The sequence below is a fragment of the Vibrio maerlii genome (assembly GCF_003415655.1).
Classification (GTDB): Bacteria; Pseudomonadota; Gammaproteobacteria; order Enterobacterales; family Vibrionaceae; genus Vibrio; species Vibrio maerlii.
In genome coordinates, this window is record NZ_QRHC01000008.1 from 67,686 (window position 1) to 91,441 (window position 23,756).

The 23,756-nt window shown below is 46.2% G+C and carries 16 protein-coding genes; 8 read left to right on the forward strand and 8 right to left on the reverse strand.

The genetic code is table 11. The annotated features are described in order from the left end of the window. Nucleotides 1-141 precede the first annotated feature (141 nt). From DPF91_RS14845 to csdA, 3 genes are all read left to right on the forward strand, one after another. On the forward strand, nucleotides 142-924 hold the full coding sequence (locus tag DPF91_RS14845; protein WP_117235217.1) for an outer membrane protein OmpK: 783 nt from the start codon (nucleotides 142-144) through the stop codon (nucleotides 922-924). Nucleotides 925-1,034: 110 nt separating this feature from the next. After that, nucleotides 1,035-1,910, forward strand: a complete 876-nt coding sequence (gene panE, locus DPF91_RS14850) for a 2-dehydropantoate 2-reductase (RefSeq protein ID WP_117235218.1) — start codon at nucleotides 1,035-1,037, stop codon at nucleotides 1,908-1,910. Continuing rightward, nucleotides 1,882-3,132, forward strand: a complete 1,251-nt coding sequence (gene csdA / locus DPF91_RS14855) for a cysteine desulfurase CsdA (RefSeq protein WP_117235219.1) — start codon at nucleotides 1,882-1,884, stop codon at nucleotides 3,130-3,132. Before panE ends, csdA begins: the two co-directional genes overlap by 29 nt. Nucleotides 3,133-3,222: 90 nt before the next feature. Here the strand turns inward: csdA and csdE are convergent, their stop codons facing one another. The 4 genes from csdE to DPF91_RS14875 form a co-directional block, all read right to left on the reverse strand. Then, nucleotides 3,223-3,651, reverse strand: coding sequence for a cysteine desulfurase sulfur acceptor subunit CsdE (gene csdE, locus DPF91_RS14860; protein WP_117235220.1), 429 nt, complete (start codon nucleotides 3,649-3,651; stop codon nucleotides 3,223-3,225). A 47-nt stretch (nucleotides 3,652-3,698) separates the two neighbouring features. Continuing rightward, nucleotides 3,699-4,508 (reverse strand): tRNA cyclic N6-threonylcarbamoyladenosine(37) synthase TcdA, encoded by an 810-nt coding sequence (tcdA, locus tag DPF91_RS14865; RefSeq protein ID WP_117235221.1) that lies wholly within the window; start codon nucleotides 4,506-4,508, stop codon nucleotides 3,699-3,701. A 94-nt stretch (nucleotides 4,509-4,602) separates the two neighbouring features. Next, on the reverse strand, nucleotides 4,603-5,715 hold the full coding sequence (gene mltA, locus DPF91_RS14870) for a murein transglycosylase A (RefSeq protein ID WP_164684194.1): 1,113 nt from the start codon (nucleotides 5,713-5,715) through the stop codon (nucleotides 4,603-4,605). A 60-nt stretch (nucleotides 5,716-5,775) separates the two neighbouring features. Further along, nucleotides 5,776-6,231: a DUF2850 domain-containing protein gene (locus DPF91_RS14875; RefSeq protein WP_241033836.1), complete on the reverse strand. Its 456-nt coding sequence runs from the start codon at nucleotides 6,229-6,231 to the stop codon at nucleotides 5,776-5,778. Between the two features lie 205 nt (nucleotides 6,232-6,436). Between DPF91_RS14875 and argA the strand changes: the two genes are divergently transcribed. After that, on the forward strand, nucleotides 6,437-7,774 hold the full coding sequence (argA, locus tag DPF91_RS14880) for an amino-acid N-acetyltransferase (protein ID WP_117235223.1): 1,338 nt from the start codon (nucleotides 6,437-6,439) through the stop codon (nucleotides 7,772-7,774). A 415-nt stretch (nucleotides 7,775-8,189) separates the two neighbouring features. Here the strand turns inward: argA and recD are convergent, their stop codons facing one another. The 4 genes from recD to DPF91_RS14905 all read right to left on the reverse strand — a co-directional run bounded on the left by recD (nucleotide 8,190) and on the right by DPF91_RS14905 (nucleotide 18,873). Continuing rightward, nucleotides 8,190-10,304 (reverse strand): exodeoxyribonuclease V subunit alpha, encoded by a 2,115-nt coding sequence (recD, locus tag DPF91_RS14890; protein WP_241033837.1) that lies wholly within the window; start codon nucleotides 10,302-10,304, stop codon nucleotides 8,190-8,192. Between the two features lie 19 nt (nucleotides 10,305-10,323). Beyond that, nucleotides 10,324-13,995, reverse strand: a complete 3,672-nt coding sequence (recB, locus tag DPF91_RS14895) for an exodeoxyribonuclease V subunit beta (RefSeq protein WP_117235226.1) — start codon at nucleotides 13,993-13,995, stop codon at nucleotides 10,324-10,326. A 304-nt stretch (nucleotides 13,996-14,299) separates the two neighbouring features. Further along, nucleotides 14,300-17,779, reverse strand: a complete 3,480-nt coding sequence (recC, locus tag DPF91_RS14900) for an exodeoxyribonuclease V subunit gamma (protein WP_117235227.1) — start codon at nucleotides 17,777-17,779, stop codon at nucleotides 14,300-14,302. Nucleotides 17,780-17,871: 92 nt separating this feature from the next. After that, complete coding sequence (locus tag DPF91_RS14905; protein WP_117235228.1) at nucleotides 17,872-18,873, reverse strand: TDT family transporter; 1,002 nt, start codon at nucleotides 18,871-18,873, stop codon at nucleotides 17,872-17,874. 170 nt (nucleotides 18,874-19,043) lie between these two features. On the opposite strand from DPF91_RS14905, the gene DPF91_RS14910 reads away from it, so the two are divergent. The 4 genes from DPF91_RS14910 to glpK all read left to right on the forward strand — a co-directional run bounded on the left by DPF91_RS14910 (nucleotide 19,044) and on the right by glpK (nucleotide 23,596). After that, nucleotides 19,044-19,937: a LysR family transcriptional regulator gene (locus DPF91_RS14910; RefSeq protein ID WP_117235229.1), complete on the forward strand. Its 894-nt coding sequence runs from the start codon at nucleotides 19,044-19,046 to the stop codon at nucleotides 19,935-19,937. A gap of 116 nt (nucleotides 19,938-20,053) precedes the next feature. After that, on the forward strand, nucleotides 20,054-20,347 hold the full coding sequence (locus DPF91_RS14915) for a YebG family protein (protein WP_117235230.1): 294 nt from the start codon (nucleotides 20,054-20,056) through the stop codon (nucleotides 20,345-20,347). A gap of 373 nt (nucleotides 20,348-20,720) precedes the next feature. Continuing rightward, a complete protein-coding gene (dapD, locus tag DPF91_RS14920; RefSeq protein ID WP_117235231.1) occupies nucleotides 20,721-21,749 on the forward strand; it encodes a 2,3,4,5-tetrahydropyridine-2,6-dicarboxylate N-succinyltransferase in 1,029 nt (342 codons plus the stop codon). A 323-nt stretch (nucleotides 21,750-22,072) separates the two neighbouring features. After that, nucleotides 22,073-23,596 (forward strand): glycerol kinase GlpK, encoded by a 1,524-nt coding sequence (gene glpK / locus DPF91_RS14925; protein WP_117235232.1) that lies wholly within the window; start codon nucleotides 22,073-22,075, stop codon nucleotides 23,594-23,596. Nucleotides 23,597-23,756 lie beyond the last annotated feature (160 nt).

Below are 23,756 nucleotides of genomic sequence, written 5' to 3' on the forward strand. Positions count from 1 at the left end.
ACATCACACTTTTAGGTGTAATAGCGTAGTTTTACCACTTTATTTTGCGACCAAAGTCATTAAGATGCGCCCCATATCGGAATTATTAACGCATGGATAAGCGATTAAATACTCAACCATTACACAAGAGTTCACCACAATATGCGTAAATCACTTTTAGCTCTAGGCGTAGTAGCAGCAACTGCAGTTGCTCCAGTACAAGCAGAATATCTTTTCGGTTTCGGTAGCATGTATGCAGACTACCAAGTTTGGGATCACGGCTTTGGCAACGATGCTGATAATAACGGTGGCGACATCTCAGATCGTAACCAAGCGGTAATCGGTATCGATGGTGGAGCAGTTTTCGATTGGGGCCAAGTTTACGGTTTCTATGACTACGAAGGTGTAGACCGTTCTGGAGACGATCGTGGTGCTTCTCTAAAAGGTACTATCCACTACAACCTGATGGATACTAACGTTAGCCTTTACGCTCAAGTTTACAACACAGACGCAGACTCAGGCTTCCACGAACAAAACCGTGTACTAGGTCTTGGTTACACAGGTCTAAAAGGTAACGGTTGGGCGTTCACACCATTCATCGGTGCTCACCAAGTAAACGCTACTTTTACAGACCTTAGCGATGACAACTATAGTTCAATCGACTCAGGCTCAAACGGCGGTATGCTAGGTTGGACTGGTTACTACAATACCGATATTGCAGGTCAAAACTTTACTTTCTCTACGTGGGGAGAGTACGAATTTGCACGTAACTCAGATTACGCAGCCGCTCAAGGTGGTGACTGGGGTCTAAACGGCTCGATCAACGCAATGTGGAACTTCCACAAAGGTTGGTCAACTGGTGTTCTTTACCGTTACACAGTGAACAAGCTAGCTCGTGAAGACTACCAAGATCTTCTAATTTACCGTCTACAATACAACTTCTAATTGTAGAACGCTGTAAATCCCTAAATGGCACCCTCGTGGTGCCATTTTTGTTTGCTTTCTTCCCTCTCCCCTTTATCCTTACGCCCATCGCTGCAAAACGAGATATTTCCGTGCATATTACAATCCTTGGGCCTGGCGCCGTCGGTTCACTGTGGGCAACGAAGCTGAAACTAGCAGGCCATAGTGTTGCGTTGTGGAGTCGTGAAAGTGAGTCCTCTTTAGAGCTCTCGCCCGATGAACAAACTCCAGTTCTGTTTGATAACAACAACAGTGAAAAACTAAAAAACTGCGACTTACTGCTAGTCACGGTCAAGGCTTGGCAGGTGAAGGATGCCTTAGCAAAGGTGCTACCTCAGTTAAACCAAGACACTATTTTAGTCTTTATGCACAACGGTATGGGTGCTGTCGATGATATCTCAGCAGAACTCGCGAACTACCCTGTACTACTCGCAACCACGACACACGGCGCATTCAAACCAAATAAACATTCGATTCACCATACTGGTCAAGGTGCCACCCAAATAGGAGCATACAACTGCAAAGGTGAACAATGTCGCTTCCTCGTTGAAGTGCTCAACCATGCGCTACCTAAAGTGGAATGGGCCGACAACATACAGACAGCGTTATGGAATAAGCTTGCTATCAATTGCGCAATCAACCCACTCACTGCAATTGAGCAATGCAGAAATGGGGACTTAGCCGATTCTCATTTTGAATCTATAATCTCTGCGGTACTGCACGAAATTCATCAAGTGCTCAGTGCCGAATATGTTCCACTTTCTCAACAAGAGCTCAATGATAGGGTATACCAGGTGATTCGTGCGACGGCGCAAAACTACTCTTCCATGCGCCAAGACATCGCAAATAAAAGACGTACAGAGATCGACTTTATTACCGGCCACCTGATACGAACGGCTAAGATGCATGGTATCGCTGTACCAAACAACCTAGCCTTATATGAACAAATTAAACGACTTGAGAAGTAAGAGAGCTAACGTGTTAGATATCGAACTTATCCGCAACCAATTTCCAGCTTTAATGCAGCAGGTTAACGATCAAGCACTGATCTACCTAGACAGTGCAGCAACCACACAAAAGCCTCAAGCCGTGATCGATAGCATCACACACTATTACTCAAGCCAAAATGCCAACGTGCACCGTGGCAGTCATAGCCTTACCGCTCATGCTACCACTCAGTTTGAACAAGCCCGTGAGTGTGTGGCAGACTATATTGGTGCTCAATCAAGCAAAGAGATTATCTGGACACGCGGTGCGACTGAAGCACTCAACTTAATTGCTCAAACCTATGCCCGCAGCACACTGCAGGTTGGCGATGAAATCCTTGTTAGCGAAATGGAACACCACGCCAACATCGTGCCTTGGCAAATTGTCGCAGAACAAACAGGTGCTAAAGTGGTAAAAGTGCCGATGACCGCTAATGGTGAATTTGACTTCGATACATTCACCACTCTCCTCAGCGAAAAAACCAAGATCGTTGCATTAGCTCAAATCACTAACGTAACTGGGTGTCGTCAACCTATCGAACAGGTTATAGAAACTGCTCATCAACATGGTGCTGTTATCGTCGTCGATGGAGCTCAGGGTATTGTTCATGAGTCAGTGAACATGCAACAGCTTAACGCAGACTTCTACGTTTTCTCCGGTCACAAGCTCTATGCCCCGGCAGGTATTGGTGTACTTTATGGAAAGCTTGCTCTACTGGAAGCCATGCCCCCATGGCACGGTGGTGGAAAAATGGTAAGCAAAGTCAGCTTTGAAGGAACCACCTTCTCCGAATTACCGGGTAAGTTTGAAGCTGGTACCCCCAATGTAGCCGGAGCCATTGCACTCAAAGCGGCTATTAATTGGTTACAACAGTTTGACCAGCGCGCTGTCGAGCAGCACATCCACCACCTGCAGCAAAAGACTTACAACGCGCTATCGAACATCGAAGATATCCAAGTACTTGGTTATCAAGCCAATGCCAGTGTGATTACCTTTGTTATGGATGGGGTCCATCACCAAGATATCGCGACATTGCTTGACCAACAGGGCATTGCAGTGCGAGCTGGACACCATTGTGCTCATCCTTTGATGGATGCATTTGGGGTAAAAGGTACGGTGAGAATTTCGTTTGGTCTCTACAATACCGAAGAGGAAGTGGATCTACTGATTGCAGCGATCGAGAAAGCGGTAGATATGCTCTAAAGAGTCTAGATTTTAGAACGCTTCGCTATAGATTTGAAAAAAGCTTGGTAGCGGAACGTTCACGATTCAAAAAATTAAGTCTGAACCCTGCTAGGCTGCAATAGCTTTTATTTGCTCGACAATCGCCTTGAGCCCATTGCCACGAGATGGGCTTAAGTGAGCTATCAAGCCAATTTTCTCAAAGTACTGGTCGATATCAAATGCTTGGATTTGGTCAGAGGTTTTACCTTGATATGCTGCCATAACAAGAGCGATCAAACCGCGGACGATACGGGCATCAGAATCGGCACTGAAGTACCAGATTCCGTCAACTTGCTCGCTAACCAACCAAACCTGACTTTCACAGCCCGCAACGATGACTTGATCAGATTTAAGCTCTTCCGCCATTTTTGGCAGTTTTTTACCCCATTGAATAACCTGACGATAACGGTCTTCCCAACCAGAAAACTTCTGCATGGTGGCAACCACATCATCGCTGGATATTTCAGAGCCAAAAGGCATTACTGGAAAGTTTGTCATGTTTTGTTCTCAGGGTAATAAATCAATAATAGGATCTGTTGAGCTTTCTAGGAACGATACTTCTGAATCAGTTTTTCAACGATACGAGAAACCGCCACAAAACCAAACGTCGCAGTGACAACCGTTGCCGCCCCAAAGCCGCTTGCACAGTCCATGCGTTTTGGACCTTCAGCCGTCGCTTTTACACCGCACACTGAACCGTCTGGCTGGGGGTATTTGAGCTGCTCGGTGGAGAACACACATTCAATACCAAACTTACGAGCTGGGTTTTTAGGGAAGTTATGATTGCGACGCAACGTATCCTTAAGTTTTTTCGCCAATGGATCTTGAATCGTTTTGGTCAGATCAGCCACTTTAATCTGTGTTGGATCGACTTGACCACCAGCGCCACCCGTCGTGATCACCTTGATTTTATTACTGCGGCAGTATGCAAGCAGTGAGGCTTTCGCATTTAGGCTATCAATCGCATCAAGCACGTAATCGTACTCTTTGGTCAGGTATTCCGCTTGGTTATCAGGGCCAATAAAGTCATCAATTAAGTTAACCTTACAATCAGGGTTAATCAGCTTGATACGCTCTGCCATCACTTCGATTTTGCTTTGGCCTACTGTGCCGGTCATCGCGTGAATCTGACGGTTAATGTTGGTTACGCACACATCATCCATATCGATAAGGGTAATCTCACCGATACCGGTACGGGCAAGCGCTTCAGCCGCCCATGAACCAACACCACCAATACCGATTACACATACGTGAGCAGCTCGAAGAATCTCAACTTCACTGTTACCGTAAAGTCGTCGAGTACCACCAAATCGTTGGTCGTAGCTTTCTGAAGCTGGAGCATCAAGTTCACGCATAATGAAATTTCCAAGGTAGTAGAAAAACAAAAGAGTGCGATTTATACGCACTCTTTCAATAAAGGTCAACAGTCAAGTAAGTTACTTAAAGTTACTACTCTTTTTTCTCTGGTGGCATCGCCCAAGGTGCTTGGGTTGCAGAGCCGTCTAAGCCGAGCTTCCAAACGCGGCCAAAGTGCTTGTAATGACCCGCTTCAGTACCTGCTCGCGGTCCCATACCATGATAGAGGTCCAGATGATTTTGTTTCACTGCACCACCCGTATCTAACACAAGCAACAGACGCAGTTGGTGTGCCCCACTCCACGTACCATCTTGATTAAGCAATGGTACCTCAGCTAAGATCGGTGTGCCCATTGGTAGGATGGAACGATCACCCGCGACAGCCGCCATTGGTTGCAGAGGAATCCCCGCGGACCCCATTACATCGTGAGACTCTCGACGTTCAAAGAAAACAAAGGAAGGATTTTGCTCTAGCAGCTCTCGAACGGTGGCTTCATCATTCTCATAAACCCACTCTTTGATTGCCTTGAGAGACATCTTAGAACGCTCCACTTCTCCACGTTCAATCAATACACGACCAATGCTAACGTAAGGGTGGTTATTTTTCCCCGCATAAGCGAAGTATTCAAGAGTATCGTCGTCTTCAAAGTGGACAAATCCACTGCCCTGAACTTCCATCATGAAAGGCTCAATTCGGTTCGCTGCGTAACCCAAAACCAGATCTTGACCTTCTAACGCTCCGGAATAAATTTCTGCTCGTGTTGGACATTTTTTTTCACAATCTGGCAGAGCATAAACAGGATAACGGAACTCTTCGTTTTGCGTATGACGCAGTTCCATCACAGGTGAGAAATAGCCCGTGAACATGACATTGCCTTGCTTATCGCCACCACCGAGTTGAGCGGCTTGAATGCCGTAAGCACTAAGCTCCGCGGGCTGACCACTCTGAAGTACCCATTCATTGAGTTTGTCATATAAAGGTTGATAGCTTTGTGCCATTGAAGGAGAACGCTCGGTCACAAGCTCAGCTTGCTGTTGAAACTTAGTAAAATCTTGAGGCTTATCTGACTCAACGACTTCGACTTTGTTCAGTATTTGTGGGAATTCGCCATCAAGATATTGTTGAGCGCGATCGGTTGATTGAGCACAACCCGCAAGAATAGAAATTAAGCTTAAAGGGAGGATTTTATTTAACACATTAGCCATCCGGTGGTATCAGTGGCAACAGAATGACAAACTATGCAAACTAGCGCAAATAGGAAAGTGTTAACGGAGTTGTTTTTTGTGCTTTCCTACCAAAATAAAAACTGGATTATAGTGGTTGTCAGAAACTTGAACCATTTGTGTGCGAGCATCATCAGTAAAGCGATAACGAAACACCCCTTCACCGGTAGTATATTCCAAGTATCGACCATCGTAATCAAAGCTTGTCGATATCAGGTTTCCGTCTTTGATAACCCCATCATCAGACAGTAGGATGTATTCCTTCGCATACTCGGCTACTTTCTGCTCCTGCCATTCTCCATAGACATCTGATTTGGGATAGGTTTGTTCAACATATCGACCAAACAAATCGCTGTATAAACCGAACACAGCAGCACTACCAATCAGTGCTAACACAATTAGCACACGCTCGATAATCTTTCTTTTGCGCTTGGTGTTAGAAGTATCAACTTCTGGGTAGAGATTCTTGGTGATCTCATCAATTTTGTTTGGTTTCACATCAACTGCCACAAGCTAAGCCTATATGCCCATTTGAAAAGTGCGCGCTCCACTCTACGCAAGAATAAATAGAATACAACATACTATTAATTTTTTCTTGCGCTTGCTTCCAAACCTTAGCTTCACTTTCTTGAGAAAATACTTGCTCAAAACTGAATAAAGAATCATTATTAACGCATAGTTAAACAGATGCGCAAATTAAATTGTGAAAATAAGAAGTACGGCACTAGTAAAAGGATTTCGACAGTCTACTCCCTATGTCAACGCTCACCGTGGAAAAACCACGGTCATTATGCTTGGGGGAGAGGCGGTTGCCGATTCCAATTTTGGTAACATCATTAACGATATTGCACTCCTACATAGTCTAGGGGTAAAAATCGTATTAGTACACGGCGCTCGGCCTCAGATTAATCAGATTCTCAAAGACAACCAATACCACACGCCCTATCACAATGGTGTGCGTGTCACTGATGAAAAAGCGCTACAGTTAGTCATGCAGGCAGCCGGACAACTGCAATTAGCCATTACGGCACGACTATCGATGAGCCTAGGCAACACACCGATGGCGGGAAATCAACTCAACGTTGTCAGTGGTAATTTCGTTATATCCCAACCTCTTGGAATTGATGACGGTGTCGATTATTGCCACAGCGGGCGTATCCGTCGGATTGATATCGATGGTATCAACCGAACGCTCGATCAGGGCTCAATAGTGCTACTTGGCCCTATAGCAAGCTCCGTGACTGGCGAGTGTTTCAACCTACAATCAGAAGAAGTAGCCACCCAGGTTGCGATTCGTTTACAAGCAGAAAAATTGATTGGCTTCTGTTCTGAGCAAGGGGTTATAGACCCAAGTGGTCGTGTGATTGCAGAGCTATTTCCACGCGAAGCTGAAGAGATCATTTCAGCGACTCCCCTCTATTCATCCGATGACGATGACACCTCAACGGGCACGACTCGTTTCCTGCAAGCCTCACTCAAAGCCTGTCGCGGAGGTGTTCGACGTAGCCACTTGATCAGTTATCAGGAGGATGGGGCACTGATTCAAGAATTGTTCTCGTTCGACGGTATCGGTACCCAAGTCGTAAAGGCAAGTGCTGAGCAGGTTCGATTAGCCAACATCGATGATATTGGCGGGATCTTAAAACTGATTCGTCCACTAGAGGAACAAGGTGTGTTGGTACGCCGCTCTCGTGAACAGCTTGAGCAAGAGATCCATCAATTCACTATTATCGAAAAGGATGGATTGATCATCGGTTGTGCAGCGCTTTACCCATATCAAGAGGCACGAATGGCGGAAATGGCGTGTGTGGCTATTCACCCAGACTACCGCGATGGAAACCGTGGCTTAATGCTACTCAATCACATGAAGCAACAATCTTTATCCAAAGACATCGACCAAATATTCGTCCTTACTACGCACAGTTTACACTGGTTCAGAGAGCAAGGTTTCTATGAGATTTCTGTTGAGGAGTTACCGATGGAGAAACAAAACCTCTACAACTATCAAAGAAAATCCAAGATCCTCTCACTGCAGGTTTAGCCCTAGGCTTATACAGGAAGTTATCTTAGATCAATTTGAACGATGTTTTTTTATACGGAAGACTTTCCATATGCAACTCGGTCATTTAACATACGACCGCGCCATGATGGACTGCATGAGTGTGAATAAAACGACAATACCGCATGGATTGCCCTTTAATAAAAAGAGCAAAACTATGAGAACCATTATCTGTAACTCAATACAAAGTTTTTGGGATATGGCAGACAATCGCTTTTTGGAGGGACTCAATGTTCATTGTGTCTTCCCTGCGAGCGAGGAACTTAAAGAGTTTCTTCTTAACTGTAAGAATCAATATAAGATCAACGAAATATCTTTTACTAACAGTATTTGATCTTATCGCTTGATACCAAAAGCAAAGGCAGCCTCGCTGCCTTTTTTAATGAATTCTAGCGCGTTAGTTATTCAGCCTAGCAATCAACCCACTCGCTCGCTGCGTCTTGGCTTTCACCGCTCTTTTTAGCACAGCGGAGTCAGTCAGCAACATCAATCGCTGCTTCGCCCTCGTTACTCCGGTGTAAACCAGTTCTCGCGTCAAAACTGGACTGAAGTCCGGCGGCAGGATCATCAAAGTAAACTGAAACTCACTACCTTGAGACTTGTGTATCGTCATAGCATAAGCCGTCTCATGCTCTGGTACTCGACTCGGTAATATTGCTTTGACGCTGCCATCAGGTAATTCAAAATAGACTTTTAAACGAACATCTTCACCGTCAGTATCCAGCATACAAATGCCAATATCACCGTTATATAACCCCAGTCCGTGGTCATTCTGGGTGATCATTACAGGACGTCCCGGGTACCAAAGCTCATCTTGAGTTTGAATCATACGGCGAGCACTTAAGGCTCGTTCTATACGCTGGTTCAATCCAGTAACACCAAAGTCGCCTTCACGCACTGCACACAATAATCGACATTGGGCAAACTCCTGCAACGCTTGCTTCGCTCGTTGATTCTGACTCTGCTCTTTAAGCACATCATCTTTAACAGTTTTGAGATAAACACTGTACTGCTCAACCAAAGAGCGAATCATTTGGTTATAGCTTTCACTTGCTAGTGGCAGAACCTCAATGTCGCCAAAACCCTTCGCTAGTACGCTATCGACATTCTTAGCAAAGCCAGAGTTGATTGCTTTCGCCAATTGACCGATCCCAGATCGCGCATCAAAACGGTAACTCTTTTGCAGCATACATAAGCTATCCGCGACCGCAGCATGACTCTGAACGTGCGGTGAGCTTTGGGCCAGTGTTGAGTATCCAGTGAGATCGCTAATCAATCGGCCTTGAGGAACACTCATCCCCATAGCATTAAACGAGCAAATATCTCCTAGTACGGCCCCTGCCTCCACTGAAGCCAACTGATCTTTATCTCCCAACAATATCAGTCGAGCGTGCTTTGGTAATGCATCGATTAGCTTGTACATCATAGGTAGATCGACCATCGAGGCCTCATCCACCACTAAGACATCTAGGTGCAAGAGGTTGTCACGATTATGACGAAACTCGGCACGCCCTGGTATTGCACCCAACAGGCGGTGAAGCGTGCTCGATTCGGTAGGGATTCGCGTTTTGATCGATGGATCGAGCGGCAGTTGTTCAATCGCTTGACCAATGGATTCAGTGAGGCGCGCCGCCGCTTTACCGGTTGGAGCGACCAACTTAATACTTGGCTCGTGTCCATCCTGTTGCGCCTGTTCGATCAAGGCGGCAAGCAACTTGGTTACTGTGGTGGTTTTACCGGTGCCTGGGCCACCTGAAATCACTGAGAACCGGCGAGTTAATGCGACTGCAGCAGCGACTTTCTGCCAGTTCACACACACAGATTGAGGGACCAGTTCATTGAGCTTTTCGAGATCCTTAATCTGCACGGCTTGTGCAAGCACCTGCTCAATCGCTGGCCAATTTAAAGCACCGCTGTCTACCACGTCAAGGTGATCACACACCAGCTGCTGACGGATGACTTGGGTACTCTGATTGGATTCTTGTACAGCCTTTAACGCCTTGAACAAGAAGCTGTAGCTGCGCTCAAACAATCTATTGAGAGATGCCTTCAACGCAATCTTTTGGTCACTAGATAAATCGACGGCCACACTCCAGTCATTCAAACGGTTAGCGAGTGTCATCTCATAGTGCCAGTAACGATGAAGATAAAGTCTTTCACCGTCGAAGATTAATGGTCGAGTTTGATGCTGCTTACCAACGACACTACTCTGGCTTAAAAGCGTACTCCAATCGACTGTTAAGATGTGTTGATTAAGCGCTAGCGCTGATTCGCCATACAGTCCGAGTAGCACAGCGGTATCAACTTGCATCTCCGCGTCAAGCACGATACAGATGTTACCCTTACCAAGTTCATGGCTCAGCACTCCGGCAATAAAGCCGATTGCATCGGCAACTCCTTCTTCACTCGCAAGGCACTGCTGTTGAATAAATCGTGCGAACTGATAATCAAGTTGACGAATCGCTCCACGTTTAGCCAGCGCCTCCAAGGTCGTCATGAGAGGTGTTGTCATCGTTATACTCATCATTAAATTAAATACCTAACCCCATTTGACCAGACGTCGATTCATCTTCTGAGCTTTTCAGCTGGCGCTCTCGCTCAATATCAGCCAACGAATCACCATCAATTAACCGATCCATTTCTGTAAGAAACTCCAACGATGGTTTGGCAGAGAAAACACCTTGCTCTGACTGTCCATCCATACCACGTAAGAACAGATAATAGACACCTCCAAAATGCTGCTCATAATCATAATTCGCTACACGGCTGCGTAAAAAACGATGCAGAGCGAGAGCGTAGATCTGGTATTGGAGATCATAGCGGTGATCGGCCATCGCTTCTTTCAATGCCGCACCATGATAAGCACTGGAATCATCCCCTAAGTGGTTGGATTTCCAGTCAAGTACGTAGTATCGACCTTGATGCTCAAACACCAAGTCAATGAAACCTTTCAGCATCCCTTGAGTAGTTTTAAATCCCAACTCGCCAGCTTTCGCAGATAGTGGGTCATAGTATTGAATCACGCGATTAAGAGCTGGTGCCGCAAGGACTTCAATGGGTAACAAAAACTCCATTTCAACCAAGCGTTGACTTGGACCTTTCTGGTTCAAAACCAGAGATTTTCCATCCAACTTGGTCGCGAGAACGGTATCCACCAGCTGTTGCAAAATTGGCAACCACTCTGGTTCATACTGCTCGCTTTCTAGTAAACGGGTAATAGTCCCTGTGTTCTCTTCCGTGGTTGCAGGTTGGGTAAACTCAACCTCTTCAAACAGCGTGTGCAAGAAGGTACCTGGGCGTGCGCCTCTTGGAAAGGTGAAGATTGAACGCTCAGGTTCCACCAACTCGACCTCATCATGCTCTTGTGCAGAATCAATATCAAAGCCAGACACCTCACTCGACGCATCAAACTGCACATCATGATGTGCTCCATGGCTCCCCTGCTTCACCAATCCCGAGTAACTGGTGATACGCCAATTCCTATCAATATCGGCGGTAAGCTCTTGCGCTGTTAACTCCACCTCGAGGTCATCTTGAATTTGGTATTGTTGCTCGAGTCTTTCTGGCGGCGAGCAAGTATCAGCAGCCTTGTTTGCTATAACTAGCTGTTGGACGCGGCTATTCAACTCAGCAATGCCAGCTTCTTTACCATCTTGCAATAGGTAGCCAATCGCACTTAAGTGCACGCCAGTCGGCTCTTTGGTAGAGCGCCCCTTTCGTAAAGGCGCCAAGCCAATGAAACAGCCATATACTGCACGAGTTAAGGCGACATAAATGAGTCGTAAGTCTTCTGCAAGACGCTCTTTATCTGCTTGGGCCAATGATGCCTTGTCATTGGTGATGTCGAGAATTGTGTTGTCGCTGTCAGCATCATAGTACTTACCTTCACTTGCCTCTCGGTAGCTGGCAACGAATGGCAAGAAGACTAAGTCATATTCCAAGCCCTTAGACTTGTGGATTGTGACGATTTGGACCAAGTTTCGCTCTGATTCCAAGCGCTGTATCTCTTCATCGCTTCCACCTAGCCCTTCGTGTGCCTCTTGTACCGATTCAGCTAACCAACGCAACATACCGTAGTCACTGTCAACGTCCTGTCTGGCTTGTTGCAGTAGTTCACCTAGATGCATCAAATCAGTTAGAACCCGTTCACCTTGGCTTTCTTCAAGTAGACGTTCAGCGATGTGACGCTTCGCCATCACACTGCGCAGCATCGGCAGTACGCCACGCATTAGCCAAAGCTTACGATACTCTTTGAACTCGTTGATGGCGTTTTCCCACGCAACTTCATCATTATTTAACTGGTCTAAGGTTGCTGCATCCAGAGCAAACAGCTCAGAGGCCAAACTCGCTCTTAAAGCTCGATCGTTTTCTGGGGTCAATACGGCTTGCAGTAAGCGTTGCACATCTTGCGCAACAGTACTGGTAAACACACTGTCTCGGTTAGAAAGGTAAACGCTGGCAATGCCTTGCTCTGCCAATGCCTCTTTGATTAAGCGGCCTTCGTTGCCGGTTCGCACTAATACCGCAATATCACCGGCTTCGATGTTATGCTGCGTTTTCCCTGAGTGAAACTGCGCCTTACCTTGCTGAGAGGCGGTCAGAATAGATTGAATCTGACTGGCCGTTGCCTCCGCCATACAGGTCAGGTACTCGCCTTTTGGCAGTGGTTTCTCTTCGGTATCTTGCATCCAGTAGGTGATCGCTTTTTGCTTCTTATCATCAATAAACCAAGCCCGCTTATCTGCATTCGGGCTCGAGTTTACGGGTAAGAAAGGGATGTCTTGATCATAAATAAACGCACTTTCTGGCGTAGCAAAAATCTGATTCACCGATTCAACCATATCGGCACTGGAGCGCCAGTTTGTACCCAGAGTATAATGGGCGGTCACCTGATTTCTTGCTTTGATGTAGGTAAAGATATCGGCACCACGGAAGCCGTAGATCGCCTGTTTCGGGTCACCAATCATAAATAAGCCAGATTGCGGATTCGCCAGATAGATTCGACTAAAAATACTGTATTGAAGTGGATCCGTATCTTGGAATTCATCAATCATCGCCACCGGGTAGAGTTGACGAATCCGCTCAGTAAGCAGCGCCTCATCATCCACATCGATTGCCGCCGATAATTGAGTGAGCAGATCGTCGAAAGAAAGCCACTGCTTTGCATTTTTGGCTTTCGCTAACATCTCACGGCAGTGAGTAATCGCATGTGCCAACATCGCGGGTTTTAAGTCAGCAGGTTGTGCTAAAAAATCATCAATAGCTTCAAAAACAGCGTGCGTTGGAGGCGTTCCTTTGGGCGTTTTCTCCGTCAGAATGCTCTGAGCAAACTTCTCTAGCTTATCTGGATAGTGGTGATCCGTGGTTTCACTCTCAGCCCAAGCGGTGACTACATCCAACCAAGTTGGTAGTGATTTCTTCGTATAGCTGCGTTTGTTCACATCGGAGCCAGAAATCAATGCATGGAAATCGTCGCAACTCTCCAACCACTGAAACTTAAGCGCCTTCACCTTATCGATATTTTGCTGATGCAATTCTGCTAATCCAGATTGCATCGGTTCAACACTGAGCTTAAGCGGCGAACCCGTAAGATAGCGAGTTACATCCGAGAGCAAAGCTGAAGGTGAAGACCAAATGTTGCGGACTTCTCCGGCCAGGTTCATTGGCAAAGGATAGAAGTTGCGACGCCAATAATCGGCCACCACTTGAGCTTTCAAATGGCTCTCATCAGTCACAAACTCATTGTTAAATCGACTACCTGATTCAAAGGCATTCTGTGTCAGCATGCGTTGGCAGAAACCATGAATGGTGTATACCGCTGCTTCATCCATCTGCCTTTCTGCTTGTAATAAGATCTGCGCCGCTTGCTTATGGTCAGATACCTCTTCAAGCAAAGGATCGATCACGGGGTCATCACTGTACCCACGCGAGAAAGCGATGCGAGCGTCATGAATTCTGGCACGAATACGGTCACGAAGCTCAGCTGTTGCCGCCTCAGTAAAGGTCACAACCAATATTTGATCAACGGTCAGTGGCGTTTGATGCTTAGTTTGATCGTTCCCATGCCCCAACAGCAAGCGTAAATACAGGCCTGCGATAGTAAAGGTCTTACCCGTACCCGCAGATGCCTCGATTAAACGCGCACCGTGTAGCGGGAAGGTCATGGTATCAAGATTTTGTGGTGTGACAGTTGGCTGCGTCATGCAAAATGCCTTCATCTTTCTTGTCTTGATCTTCTCTATGCAAAAAGAAGATGCTCTTTAAATGTGATCCAACCGAAAAAACTGCGTTCAAGTTAATACAAAACAGTATTATGTATACTTGGTTGGGATCTACCTCACGGATCAAGGATCCGCTTCTCGTTAGTATGCGCGCCACGAGCCGAGACATGCCTGAAGTTCTCATTAGGCTCAACCTAATTATGGTCCCTCTGACCTGTGGCCGCACAGCGAACGCCCTACACTAATAATGATTTACTGGCGGCCACTTTAATTCTCTCTTCATCGATTACTCTTTCCCATCAGCAATGTCTTGAGCTGCTAGTCGTGGCGCTTGCAATACCAAACTTGCATACAAACGTTGTTGAGTCGCGAGTTCATCCGTCCATTCAGGCCAGATCCTTGAAATATAGCTATCACGGCCTTCGCCAGTGAATGCATAGCTGTCATTAAAGGTTTCTGCCATTTTTTTCAGCGCTTTATCTTCATCATCTGCCCAAGCTCCTCCACGGCTGAATCCAGCCTCAACACCCGCAAGTGCAGTCTTGGGGAAATATGGCAGCGGCTCAGTCATACCTTGATAGAACAAACGCACTAACTCATTAAGTAGCGATAATGCTTGGTCTTTTGAATCAAGCGGTGGATAGGTAAAGTGAACCACCCCTTCTTTTTTGTCATACCCAATGAGATGCGTGGTTTTACTTATCCCTTGGGCATTCATACAGAGATGATCAATCCAAGCTGAGAGGTAATCCTGTGAGCGGATCTTGCCGCTGCGATAGCGAATCAAACCCGATTGATAGTGGTTTGTCAGCCAGCCAAGTAAACGAACCGGTTTGCTTTCACCTAGCGCGTTCAAGGCCAGGTTAACCTCAATGTCTTGTTGAGCACTCGCTGTAACAAATGCGACTTCTTTGGCCAGCTCTTCTGCTTGTACACGGTTGGTTTCAAACTCAATGGTTCCGAACGCTTCAATCGGCAGCTTACCTTGAGCACGCTGTATTCGAGTAAAATCATCGACTGCCTGTTCAACGGCTTCCCCCTTACGTTCGCACTCTAGTAAGAGCTCAAGCAGTTGGGATTTCATCTGATAGCTTTCCAAACCATTCAGAGCAAATGGCTCATCGTCTTCCATCACCGGAAGTGGGGGTTCAAACATCACTTTTAAGCGACGATTGAAGAAATATTGCACGGGTAAACGCCAAAATCGTTGCAGCTCTACCAAATCCAGCTCTAGCGGATAGGTTGCACCCAATAGGTAATCACTAAGGGCTTGCTTAAACTCACCACTCTTCTGACCTTGGCGATTGGCCGCTGGCAACCACTCTTTTGCATAGCTCATTGCTGGTTGGGTAAATGATGCAGGACTAAATGGCGTCATAGCATGATGCGAGGTGATAAATTCAACCAGCTTCTTACCAGAATCATCCACTCCGAGTTGTTCATCGCCCACTAAGCAGTAGTTCTGTTGGCAATACTCCATTAACTCAGAGACTAGGACAGACGGAACACGCTCAGTGTTGTCTTGGATCGAACGCCCCACGTAGCTGATGTATAGGGTTTGCTGCGCAGATAACATCGCTTCAAGGAATAGGTATCGGTCGTCATCTCGGCGTGAGCGATCACCAGGGCGGGTTCGACCGTTCATCAAATCAAAGCCTTCTGGTGGCATCGTTCTTGGGTAGACACCATCGTTCATGCCAAGTAAACACACCGTCTTGAAGGGAATAGAACGCATTGGCATTAGCGTACAGAAGTTCACTTGGCCCGCTAAGAAACGCTGACTGACTCGAGTACCTGAGAGCTTATTGGTTAAGTATTGCGATACGATAGCAGGAGCAAGTTCAGCGTCATACTGCGCGTCCGATAACTGCTCCTTTAATTGGCCTAATGTGTCGCGAATCGACTTCAATGCCAGCTCACCCTCGAGCTCCACTTTAAAGAAGTCTTCTAGCACTAAATTCAATTGCTCTCGCCAGCTATCAATGGATTGAGTATTGCCAAGAACATGACGATAGTGACTGATGCGCTCAATGTAATGAGCAAGCTTGCCTGCAAGCTCAGCAGCCATACCTTGCACTTCATTGTAAGGCGCAATCTGGTCATCTACTCCCTCATAAAGTCCATGAGCGTCTGACATCGCATAACCCAACAGCATGCGTTGAATTCCAAATAGCCACGTATTTTGTTCGGTTGCCGGAAGGTCAAACTCACTGGCTGTACCGCCATCGACTCCCCAACGTACGCCCGATTCTTCTACCCATTGCTTGGCTTGCTCAAACTGTTTCTCATCGAGTTCAAACTTCGCCATGATGGAAGGAATTTCGAGCAGTTCGAGTAACTCCGATGCATGGCAACGAGAATTAGGCAGAGCCACCAGCTGGAGAAACGCCGCGAGAATTGGGCTTTCTTGGTCTGCGGTTCTATCCGAAATTGAGTATGGAATGTAACGTTCGCCAGGTGCGTTACCAAACACCGCTTGAATCGCAGGGCTGTACGCATTGATATCTGCCACCATCACGATGATATCTCGAGGTTTCAAGCTTGGGTCGTTATCAAACATTGCCAGCAGCTGATCATGCAAAACCTCGACTTCACGCATTGGACTATGACACGCATGAATCGTCAGTGAACGGTCTTTATAATCAACCACTTGTTTGTGTTGGCTTGACTCTAGAATCTCATCATTTTGATGCTCTTCTAATTGCAAGATATCGGCTTGTAGTTGATGCAATAGGCTATCTCGCTCCACATCAATAAAGAATTCATGCTCTTCACATTCAGATTGTGAGAGCAAGTACAGGTTGTCACGACCTAATTTACCCATGGATGCCAGCAAGCTATTGCCAACCGCATGACTAGTATGAAGTTCATCTTCAACATTCGCTTCGAGGCCATCTTTAAGCTGAGAAACCTCCCCCTCAAGTAGCAATTCACCTTGAGTTAAGCTGAACTGTTTTCGACGCTGGTTTTCAATTCGAGCCAGATATTTACGATCACGAATATCTCCCCAGTAGTGCTGACATGGGTTAGTAAACATTAGATGCACATCAATGTGTTCGCCTAGCGCTTGGAGCGCGTCCATATAGCGAGGTGGCAATGAGGAAATACCAAAAACAAACAGTCGCTTAGGTAGCTTCTCTAATGGCTTATCTAACTGCTCCAGAGAAGATATAAAGTCATGATACAAGTTACCACGGTGATATTTAGACTGACCTTGAGTCAACGTCTGCTCATAAAGCGCATGCCACAGGATAGGTTGCCATGGATGCTCTTGACTGCTCTCTTCATTTTGCAGTTCTGCGACGGCTTCACCATTTTCCCACGCGGCAATCCACTCTGGACGATACACCAAGTAACCGTCGAAGATATCGGCAATTTTTTCTGCCAACTGATAGAGCTTTGAACCGTCATCGTCACTATCGAGATAGCGTTGTAGAGGAGAGAAATCAGGATGAGAAAGTTGACTTGGTAATAAGCTCATCAAGCGCCAAGTCATTGCCTCCTTGTTAAAGGCGCTGCGCTTTGGCACATCAGGAAGTACCTGGGTGAACATTTCCCAGATGAAGGTCGCTGGTAGCGGGAAATCAATGTTTGCCGCCACGCCAAATTCTTTGGCAAGTTCCATCTTCAGCCACTGAGACATACCCGGACTTTGAACAAGGATCTGTTCTTTATCAAAAGGGTTCGCTAATGGATCGCTTTTGATTAAGTGAACCAGAAGAATTTTAAGGGTTTCGACTTGATTGGAGTGATAAACAGTAAACAAGATGAACCTGCGCTAAACGACCAAAATTGCTTTGAGATTAGCACAAGTCCAGAGGTGAGATGAGTAATATAAGCTTATGAAAAGTTAAAAGGTTAGTGATTAATCACACCTTGTGCTTTTGAGTCTTTTATAAAGTGTTGGTGCGGTTGGTAATGATAGTAATAACGCACGGCCACATAGCCCACGACCAAAGTAGCAACCACCAGCTCAATCACAGCAATGAAATGGATCTGAGCGACATATTGCTCGGCAATTCCAACATCAGCCATCCAATCCGCCATCTTAAATAGTGCGGTTGAACCAATCACCATTGGAAAGGTAAAAGCGGCGTACCCCGGTGAGAAAGGCAGTTTCATTAAGTGAAAGAAGGCCAAGTAAATAATTGACGTCATTAGAATCGCAATGCCAAATAGCAACGCGACTAATACCGGCGATGGTGCTGCGGTGACGCTCAAATAGCCTGCTAGGGTTAAGCTTGCTGGCGCCGCCAGTATCGCAATCGTCGGTTTCGCTGCATCAGGAATTTCATGTCTAAATACGATTCGATAAATCATCATCGGAAGCATCACAGCATAAGTCACCAAGCCGAATATTAAAGCACCATGAGCGACAGGTTCAAGTACTGCCACACCAGAGAAGGAAACATCAGCCACCACGATGCCGACAGGTGGCACAAACCAACTCGGCACCATATGGTGTAGACGAAACTCTTTTGCACGGTGGTAGATAAAGCTCACCAAAAACACAAGATGCAGAATCACCGCTGCAAGCCAGATCGCATTGCCCACATAAGGTTGGAAGTGCACAACGGAGTTTGAAACCACCATCCATGCCATCGCATAGGTAGGAACAACACTGCCAACAACAGGGTGTGATAGATCTTGGTGGAGCAAATGACCATGAAACAAGAATTTGATCGTTAAGATAAGTAACAGAACAGTCGCAATAAACGCACTCGCCCATTGAGCGTAGCCTTGATGACCAAGCAGGTTTTCCCAGCACCAACCTAAACTTGCAATCGCTAATGCCAAACCCGCCATTGGGGTTGGCGCTCCGGTCGTAATCTGACTGAATGTTTTGATTCGCTTAAGCATAAAACTATCTCTTACTTTGGTGCCTTCTCACATAGTGTGAAAAGGCTCAATAACCTATAGCCAAAATCATATGCTTGAACTATGTTTAGGTATATCTAATAAAACATAACCAAGGTTCAGATATTCTGAACATATAAGGTTATCTTTCGAAGTAAGGATCACAAACCAAAGTGGCCAACATTTCACTGAAGCAAATCAAAGTGTTTGTAACTATTACCCAACACAACACGTTAACCGCAGCGTCTGACGCACTTTTTCTTTCAAAGGCGGCAGTCAGCATGGCGCTCTCAGAGATGGAGAAGCAACTCGGTCACTCACTGTTTGATCGAGTCAATAACCGATTAATCCTCAATCAGGAAGGACAAAAGTTATTACCGCTCGCTGATGAGTTACTCCACCGAGCGCAAGATATCGACCAACTGTTTAACGATCAAACAAGCTTAAACGGCACCCTGCGCATCGGTGCGAGTGACACCATTGGCAATCAAGTCGCACCTCAATTACTGGCAGGATTTCGTCAACATACAGAGCACAAGTCTCAAAGCGTGTTCATTTCAAACAGCGCATTAATTTGCCAAAAGGTGGTCGACTACGAGCTCGATTTAGCTCTCATCGAGGGAAAAACGGTGCACTCAGAGTTGATCGCTGAGACGTTTGGTAGTGATGAGATGTGTATTATCGCTAGCCCTAACTACCCTCTTACTGGTAGCAAGCAAGTCTTCCCGCACGATTTAGAGAACAGCGAATGGATACTAAGAGAAGCAGGCTCTGGAACACGAGAGTTCTTCTTACGTAATATCGCCCCTCGTCTTGATGAGTGGCATGAAGCCTTTGAATTCAATACAACAGAGGCCATCATCAACTCGGTCTCAGCAGGCCTTGGGGTCGCTTGCCTCTCACACCTCGCCGTTGATGCTGCCATTCGAGATGGACGTGTAGTGGAGCTGCCCATCTCTCTGGATATGAAGCGCCGCTTCTGGATGCTGGTGCACAAGGAGAAATATCAGAGCCCACTACTTAAATCATTTATGAACTATTGCCAGCAATGGCAACATAAGCAGTAGTAACTGAGAGCGATAAAACGCGATAGGTCTCAATAACCCAGCCTCAACTGGACTTTTGAACGTCAAAACTGTATAAAAAGCCAGTAAAAATTCACCCAAGATTTGAGGATAAAACCATGGCTGTAATCGTTAAGTACGTGGTCGAGCGCAATGGAGAAGAAAAGATGACTTTTACCTCTAAAGCAGAAGCGGACGCTTACGACAAAATGCTTGATATGGCGGACGAGCTTTTTGAACTTCTAGGTAAGAGCGAGCTTGTTGAAGATGAAGCTAAGCAAGAAGAACTTGCTATGTACCTTGCTAAAAACAAGGAAGAAGTGCTTTACGCACTAGGTGCAAAACGTAAACCTGCACCTAAGAAAGCAAAAATTGAAGCTGTTGAAGAGCCAAAGGCAGAAGACGCGGCTTAATTGTCTTTAATTCACTTTTACTATAAAAACCAGCGCTAAAGCGCTGGTTTTTAAGTATTACGAGTCAATAATTATAGCCATTATTACATTGCAGCAGAGAAGATCGCAGAGATCTCTTCGTGCGTCGCTTATTTCGGGTTAGTGAAACCACACGCACCTTTTAGTGCATTATCGGCTAGAGTTGGAATATCATCTCCCTTTTCTTACTAAAGAAAAGTATTTCCAAAAAGACAACGCATATCCTTTTACGGACTTTCTATTCCTTTACCTCTTTCATCTCCACCCTGCTCTCTTTATGATGTTGTTCATTCAAAGCTTTCCACCACCAACCGGAAAGCAGACAACAGAATAATTTTGAACACGGAGACTCAACATGGCTTTCTTTTCTCTAGCCTTCGGTACGGCAACCAAAAACCGCGACGGTAAAATCATCGAAGCATTCTTCCCGAACCCACTACTTAACCCTTCTGAAGAACTGGTTAACGCAGTGGCAAAGATTGCGGGTTACGAGCAAGGCAACCAAGCTATCGAGGTCTCTGCTGAGCTAAGCGGTGAATTAGCGAACGCTTTTGCGGCACAAGGTGATGTAGCAAACGCAAGCTTTGCTGAAAAAGCGGCAGCCTCTTCACAGCCGCTAGTGCTTGTTGTACTAGCAACGGACGAAAAGCCAGCCTCTGTTGCAGAAGGCTTCCTGAAGCTTCAACTTATCTCTAACCGTCTCGTTCAGCCGCACGGTACTGTACTAGACGGCATCTTCGGCCTACTGCACAACATCGCATGGACCAACGAAGGTCCTATCGACTTACCAGAACTAGCAGACCGCCAAATCGAAGCTCGCTTAGCAGGCCGCGCGCTTTCCGTCGATTGCGTAGACAAGTTCCCTAAAATGGTGGATTACGTGGTACCAACGGGCGTGCGTATCGCAGATACATCTCGTGTACGTCTTGGTGCACACGTTGGCGAAGGCACTACAGTTATGCACGAAGGCTTCATCAACTTCAACGCGGGTACAACTGGCGTGAGCATGGTTGAAGGTCGTATCTCAGCTGGTGTTGTTGTGGGTAATGGCTCTGACATCGGTGGCGGTGCATCTATCATGGGTACACTATCTGGTGGCGGTACCGTGGTCGTTTCAATCGGTGAAAATTCACTACTTGGCGCAAACGCAGGCCTTGGTTTCCCACTAGGTGACCGTTGTACTGTGGAGTCTGGTTTGTACGTAACGGCAGGTTCTAAAGTACGCATGATTGCTGAAGGCAAAGAAGTAGAAGTAGTGAAAGCACGCGATCTAGCAGGCGTTTCTGACCTACTATTCCGTCGCAACTCGGTAACAGGCCAAATCGAATGTCTTGCTAACAAGTCTGCGGTTGAGCTAAACAGCGAACTACATAGCAACAACTAATTTGCTTCGCGATTAACCTTGTACTTAATCGCAGAGAAAGCGCCTACAACCAAAGCCCTTGCTATATGTAAGGGCTTTTTTATTACCTTTATTATTTCGAACGCTCAATTTTTGCACTTAATTTAACATCTAGATCACTTTTAGTGCGAAATTTAATGTTCGAACACTCATTTTTTGCTCATTTTTGTTTTCGATTTGTTTTCGTTATGCAAAATAGACGGCATTGAAAATGCCGACTTGCTCTCGATACCTAAAATAGAGAGATATCTCCTAAAATAAACTTTAGGGAGTCAGTCTGGTGACCATAGAAAAAGGAATCCATTATGAACGAGCAAAAATATATAGTCGCATTAGATCAAGGCACCACGAGTTCTCGCGCCGTCATTTTGGACCACGACGCTAATATCGTTAGCGTAGCCCAACGTGAATCCACCCAGATTTACCCAAAAGCGGGTTGGGTTGAACAAGACCCTCTAGAAATTTATGCTGCTCAAAGCTCGACTCTGGTTGAGGTGCTTGCTAAATCTGAAATTCGCAGTGACGAAGTCTGCGCCATCGGTATTACCAACCAACGCGAAACCACCATTGTATGGAATAAAGAGACTGGTAAACCTGTATACAACGCCATTGTATGGCAGTGTCGTCGTACCGCGGCTATCTGCGAGGAGCTCAAAACTCGCGGGCTAGATGAGTACGTTCGTGAGAACACCGGTCTGCTTCTCGACCCTTATTTCTCTGGTACCAAAATCAAATGGATTCTCGATAATGTAGAAGGCGCTCGCGAAGATGCTGAGGCGGGTAAACTGTTATTTGGTACCGTGGATACTTGGCTTGTTTGGAAGATGACTCAAGGCCGTATCCATGTCACTGATTACACCAATGCGTCTCGCACCATGCTATTCAATATCAACGAGATGAAATGGGATCAGAGGCTGCTTGATGAACTTGGCATCCCAATGAGCATGATGCCTGAGGTTAAACGCTCTTCTGAGGTTTACGGTGAAACGAACATCGGTGGTAAAGGCGGTACTCGTATTCCTATTGCAGGTATCGCTGGCGACCAACAAGCCGCGCTGTTCGGACAAATGTGTGTAGAGCCCGGTCAAGCGAAGAATACTTACGGTACGGGTTGTTTCTTGTTGATGAACACCGGCCAAGAAAAAGTCACATCCACTCATGGCCTATTAACCACGCTATCTTGTGGCCCTGAAGGCCAGCCAGCTTATGCACTAGAAGGTGCAGTATTCATGGGTGGGGCATCGATTCAGTGGTTACGCGACGAACTAGGCCTCTTAAATGATGCGAAAGATTCCGAGTACTTCGCGACCAAGGTCGACTCTTCAAACGGTGTTTATGTCGTGCCCGCCTTTACAGGATTAGGGGCTCCTTATTGGGACGCTTATGCTCGAGGTACCATTGTCGGTTTAACTCGTGGTGCAAGCTCAAACCACATCATTCGCGCAACCCTTGAAGGGATCGCGTATCAAACCCGAGATGTACTCGATGCTATGCAGGCAGACTCTGGGATTCAACTTTCAGCCCTACGCGTAGATGGTGGCGCAGTAGCCAACAACTTCTTAATGCAATTCCAATCGGATGTTCTGGATACTGAGGTTCATCGACCTAAAATCACTGAGGTGACGGCTTTGGGTGCGGCATACCTTGCCGGTATCGCTGTCGGTTTCTGGGATAGCTTGGATGAGCTAAAAGGCAAGGCGGAGATCGATAGAAGCTTTATACCTCACCATGATGAAGAGAAGCGAAACCGCCGCTACCGTGGTTGGAAACGCGCAGTCAAATGCGCACAAACTTGGGCAGAATTGAGAGCGGAAGAGGAAGACGATTAAGCACAAGGCTATTTCGAACTCGAACATTAATTAGATCTAAAGCTCTAAATCGAGCAAAAGAGCGTGATAATAAACCGATTATTACGCTCTTTTTTGCGTTTGAACGCAAAAACACACAAACGAAGCTTCTCCCAATCAGCAGTTTGCCGCACAATACAGT

What these genes read in the sequence shown, in the direction of transcription:
- recB (WP_117235226.1), bottom strand. Translation starts at nt 13,995, where the DNA reads ATGACGCAGCCAACTGTCACACCACAAAATCTTGATACCATGACCTTC.
- mltA (WP_164684194.1), bottom strand. Translation starts at nt 5,715, where the DNA reads ATGGCTAATGTGTTAAATAAAATCCTCCCTTTAAGCTTAATTTCTATT.
- DPF91_RS14915 (WP_117235230.1), top strand. Translation starts at nt 20,054, where the DNA reads ATGGCTGTAATCGTTAAGTACGTGGTCGAGCGCAATGGAGAAGAAAAG.
- csdE (WP_117235220.1), bottom strand. Translation starts at nt 3,651, where the DNA reads ATGACAAACTTTCCAGTAATGCCTTTTGGCTCTGAAATATCCAGCGAT.
- DPF91_RS14905 (WP_117235228.1), bottom strand. Translation starts at nt 18,873, where the DNA reads ATGCTTAAGCGAATCAAAACATTCAGTCAGATTACGACCGGAGCGCCA.
- tcdA (WP_117235221.1), bottom strand. Translation starts at nt 4,508, where the DNA reads ATGCGTGAACTTGATGCTCCAGCTTCAGAAAGCTACGACCAACGATTT.
- dapD (WP_117235231.1), top strand. Translation starts at nt 20,721, where the DNA reads ATGGCTTTCTTTTCTCTAGCCTTCGGTACGGCAACCAAAAACCGCGAC.
- csdA (WP_117235219.1), top strand. Translation starts at nt 1,882, where the DNA reads ATGAACAAATTAAACGACTTGAGAAGTAAGAGAGCTAACGTGTTAGAT.
- glpK (WP_117235232.1), top strand. Translation starts at nt 22,073, where the DNA reads ATGAACGAGCAAAAATATATAGTCGCATTAGATCAAGGCACCACGAGT.
- DPF91_RS14845 (WP_117235217.1), top strand. Translation starts at nt 142, where the DNA reads ATGCGTAAATCACTTTTAGCTCTAGGCGTAGTAGCAGCAACTGCAGTT.
- recD (WP_241033837.1), bottom strand. Translation starts at nt 10,304, where the DNA reads ATGACAACACCTCTCATGACGACCTTGGAGGCGCTGGCTAAACGTGGA.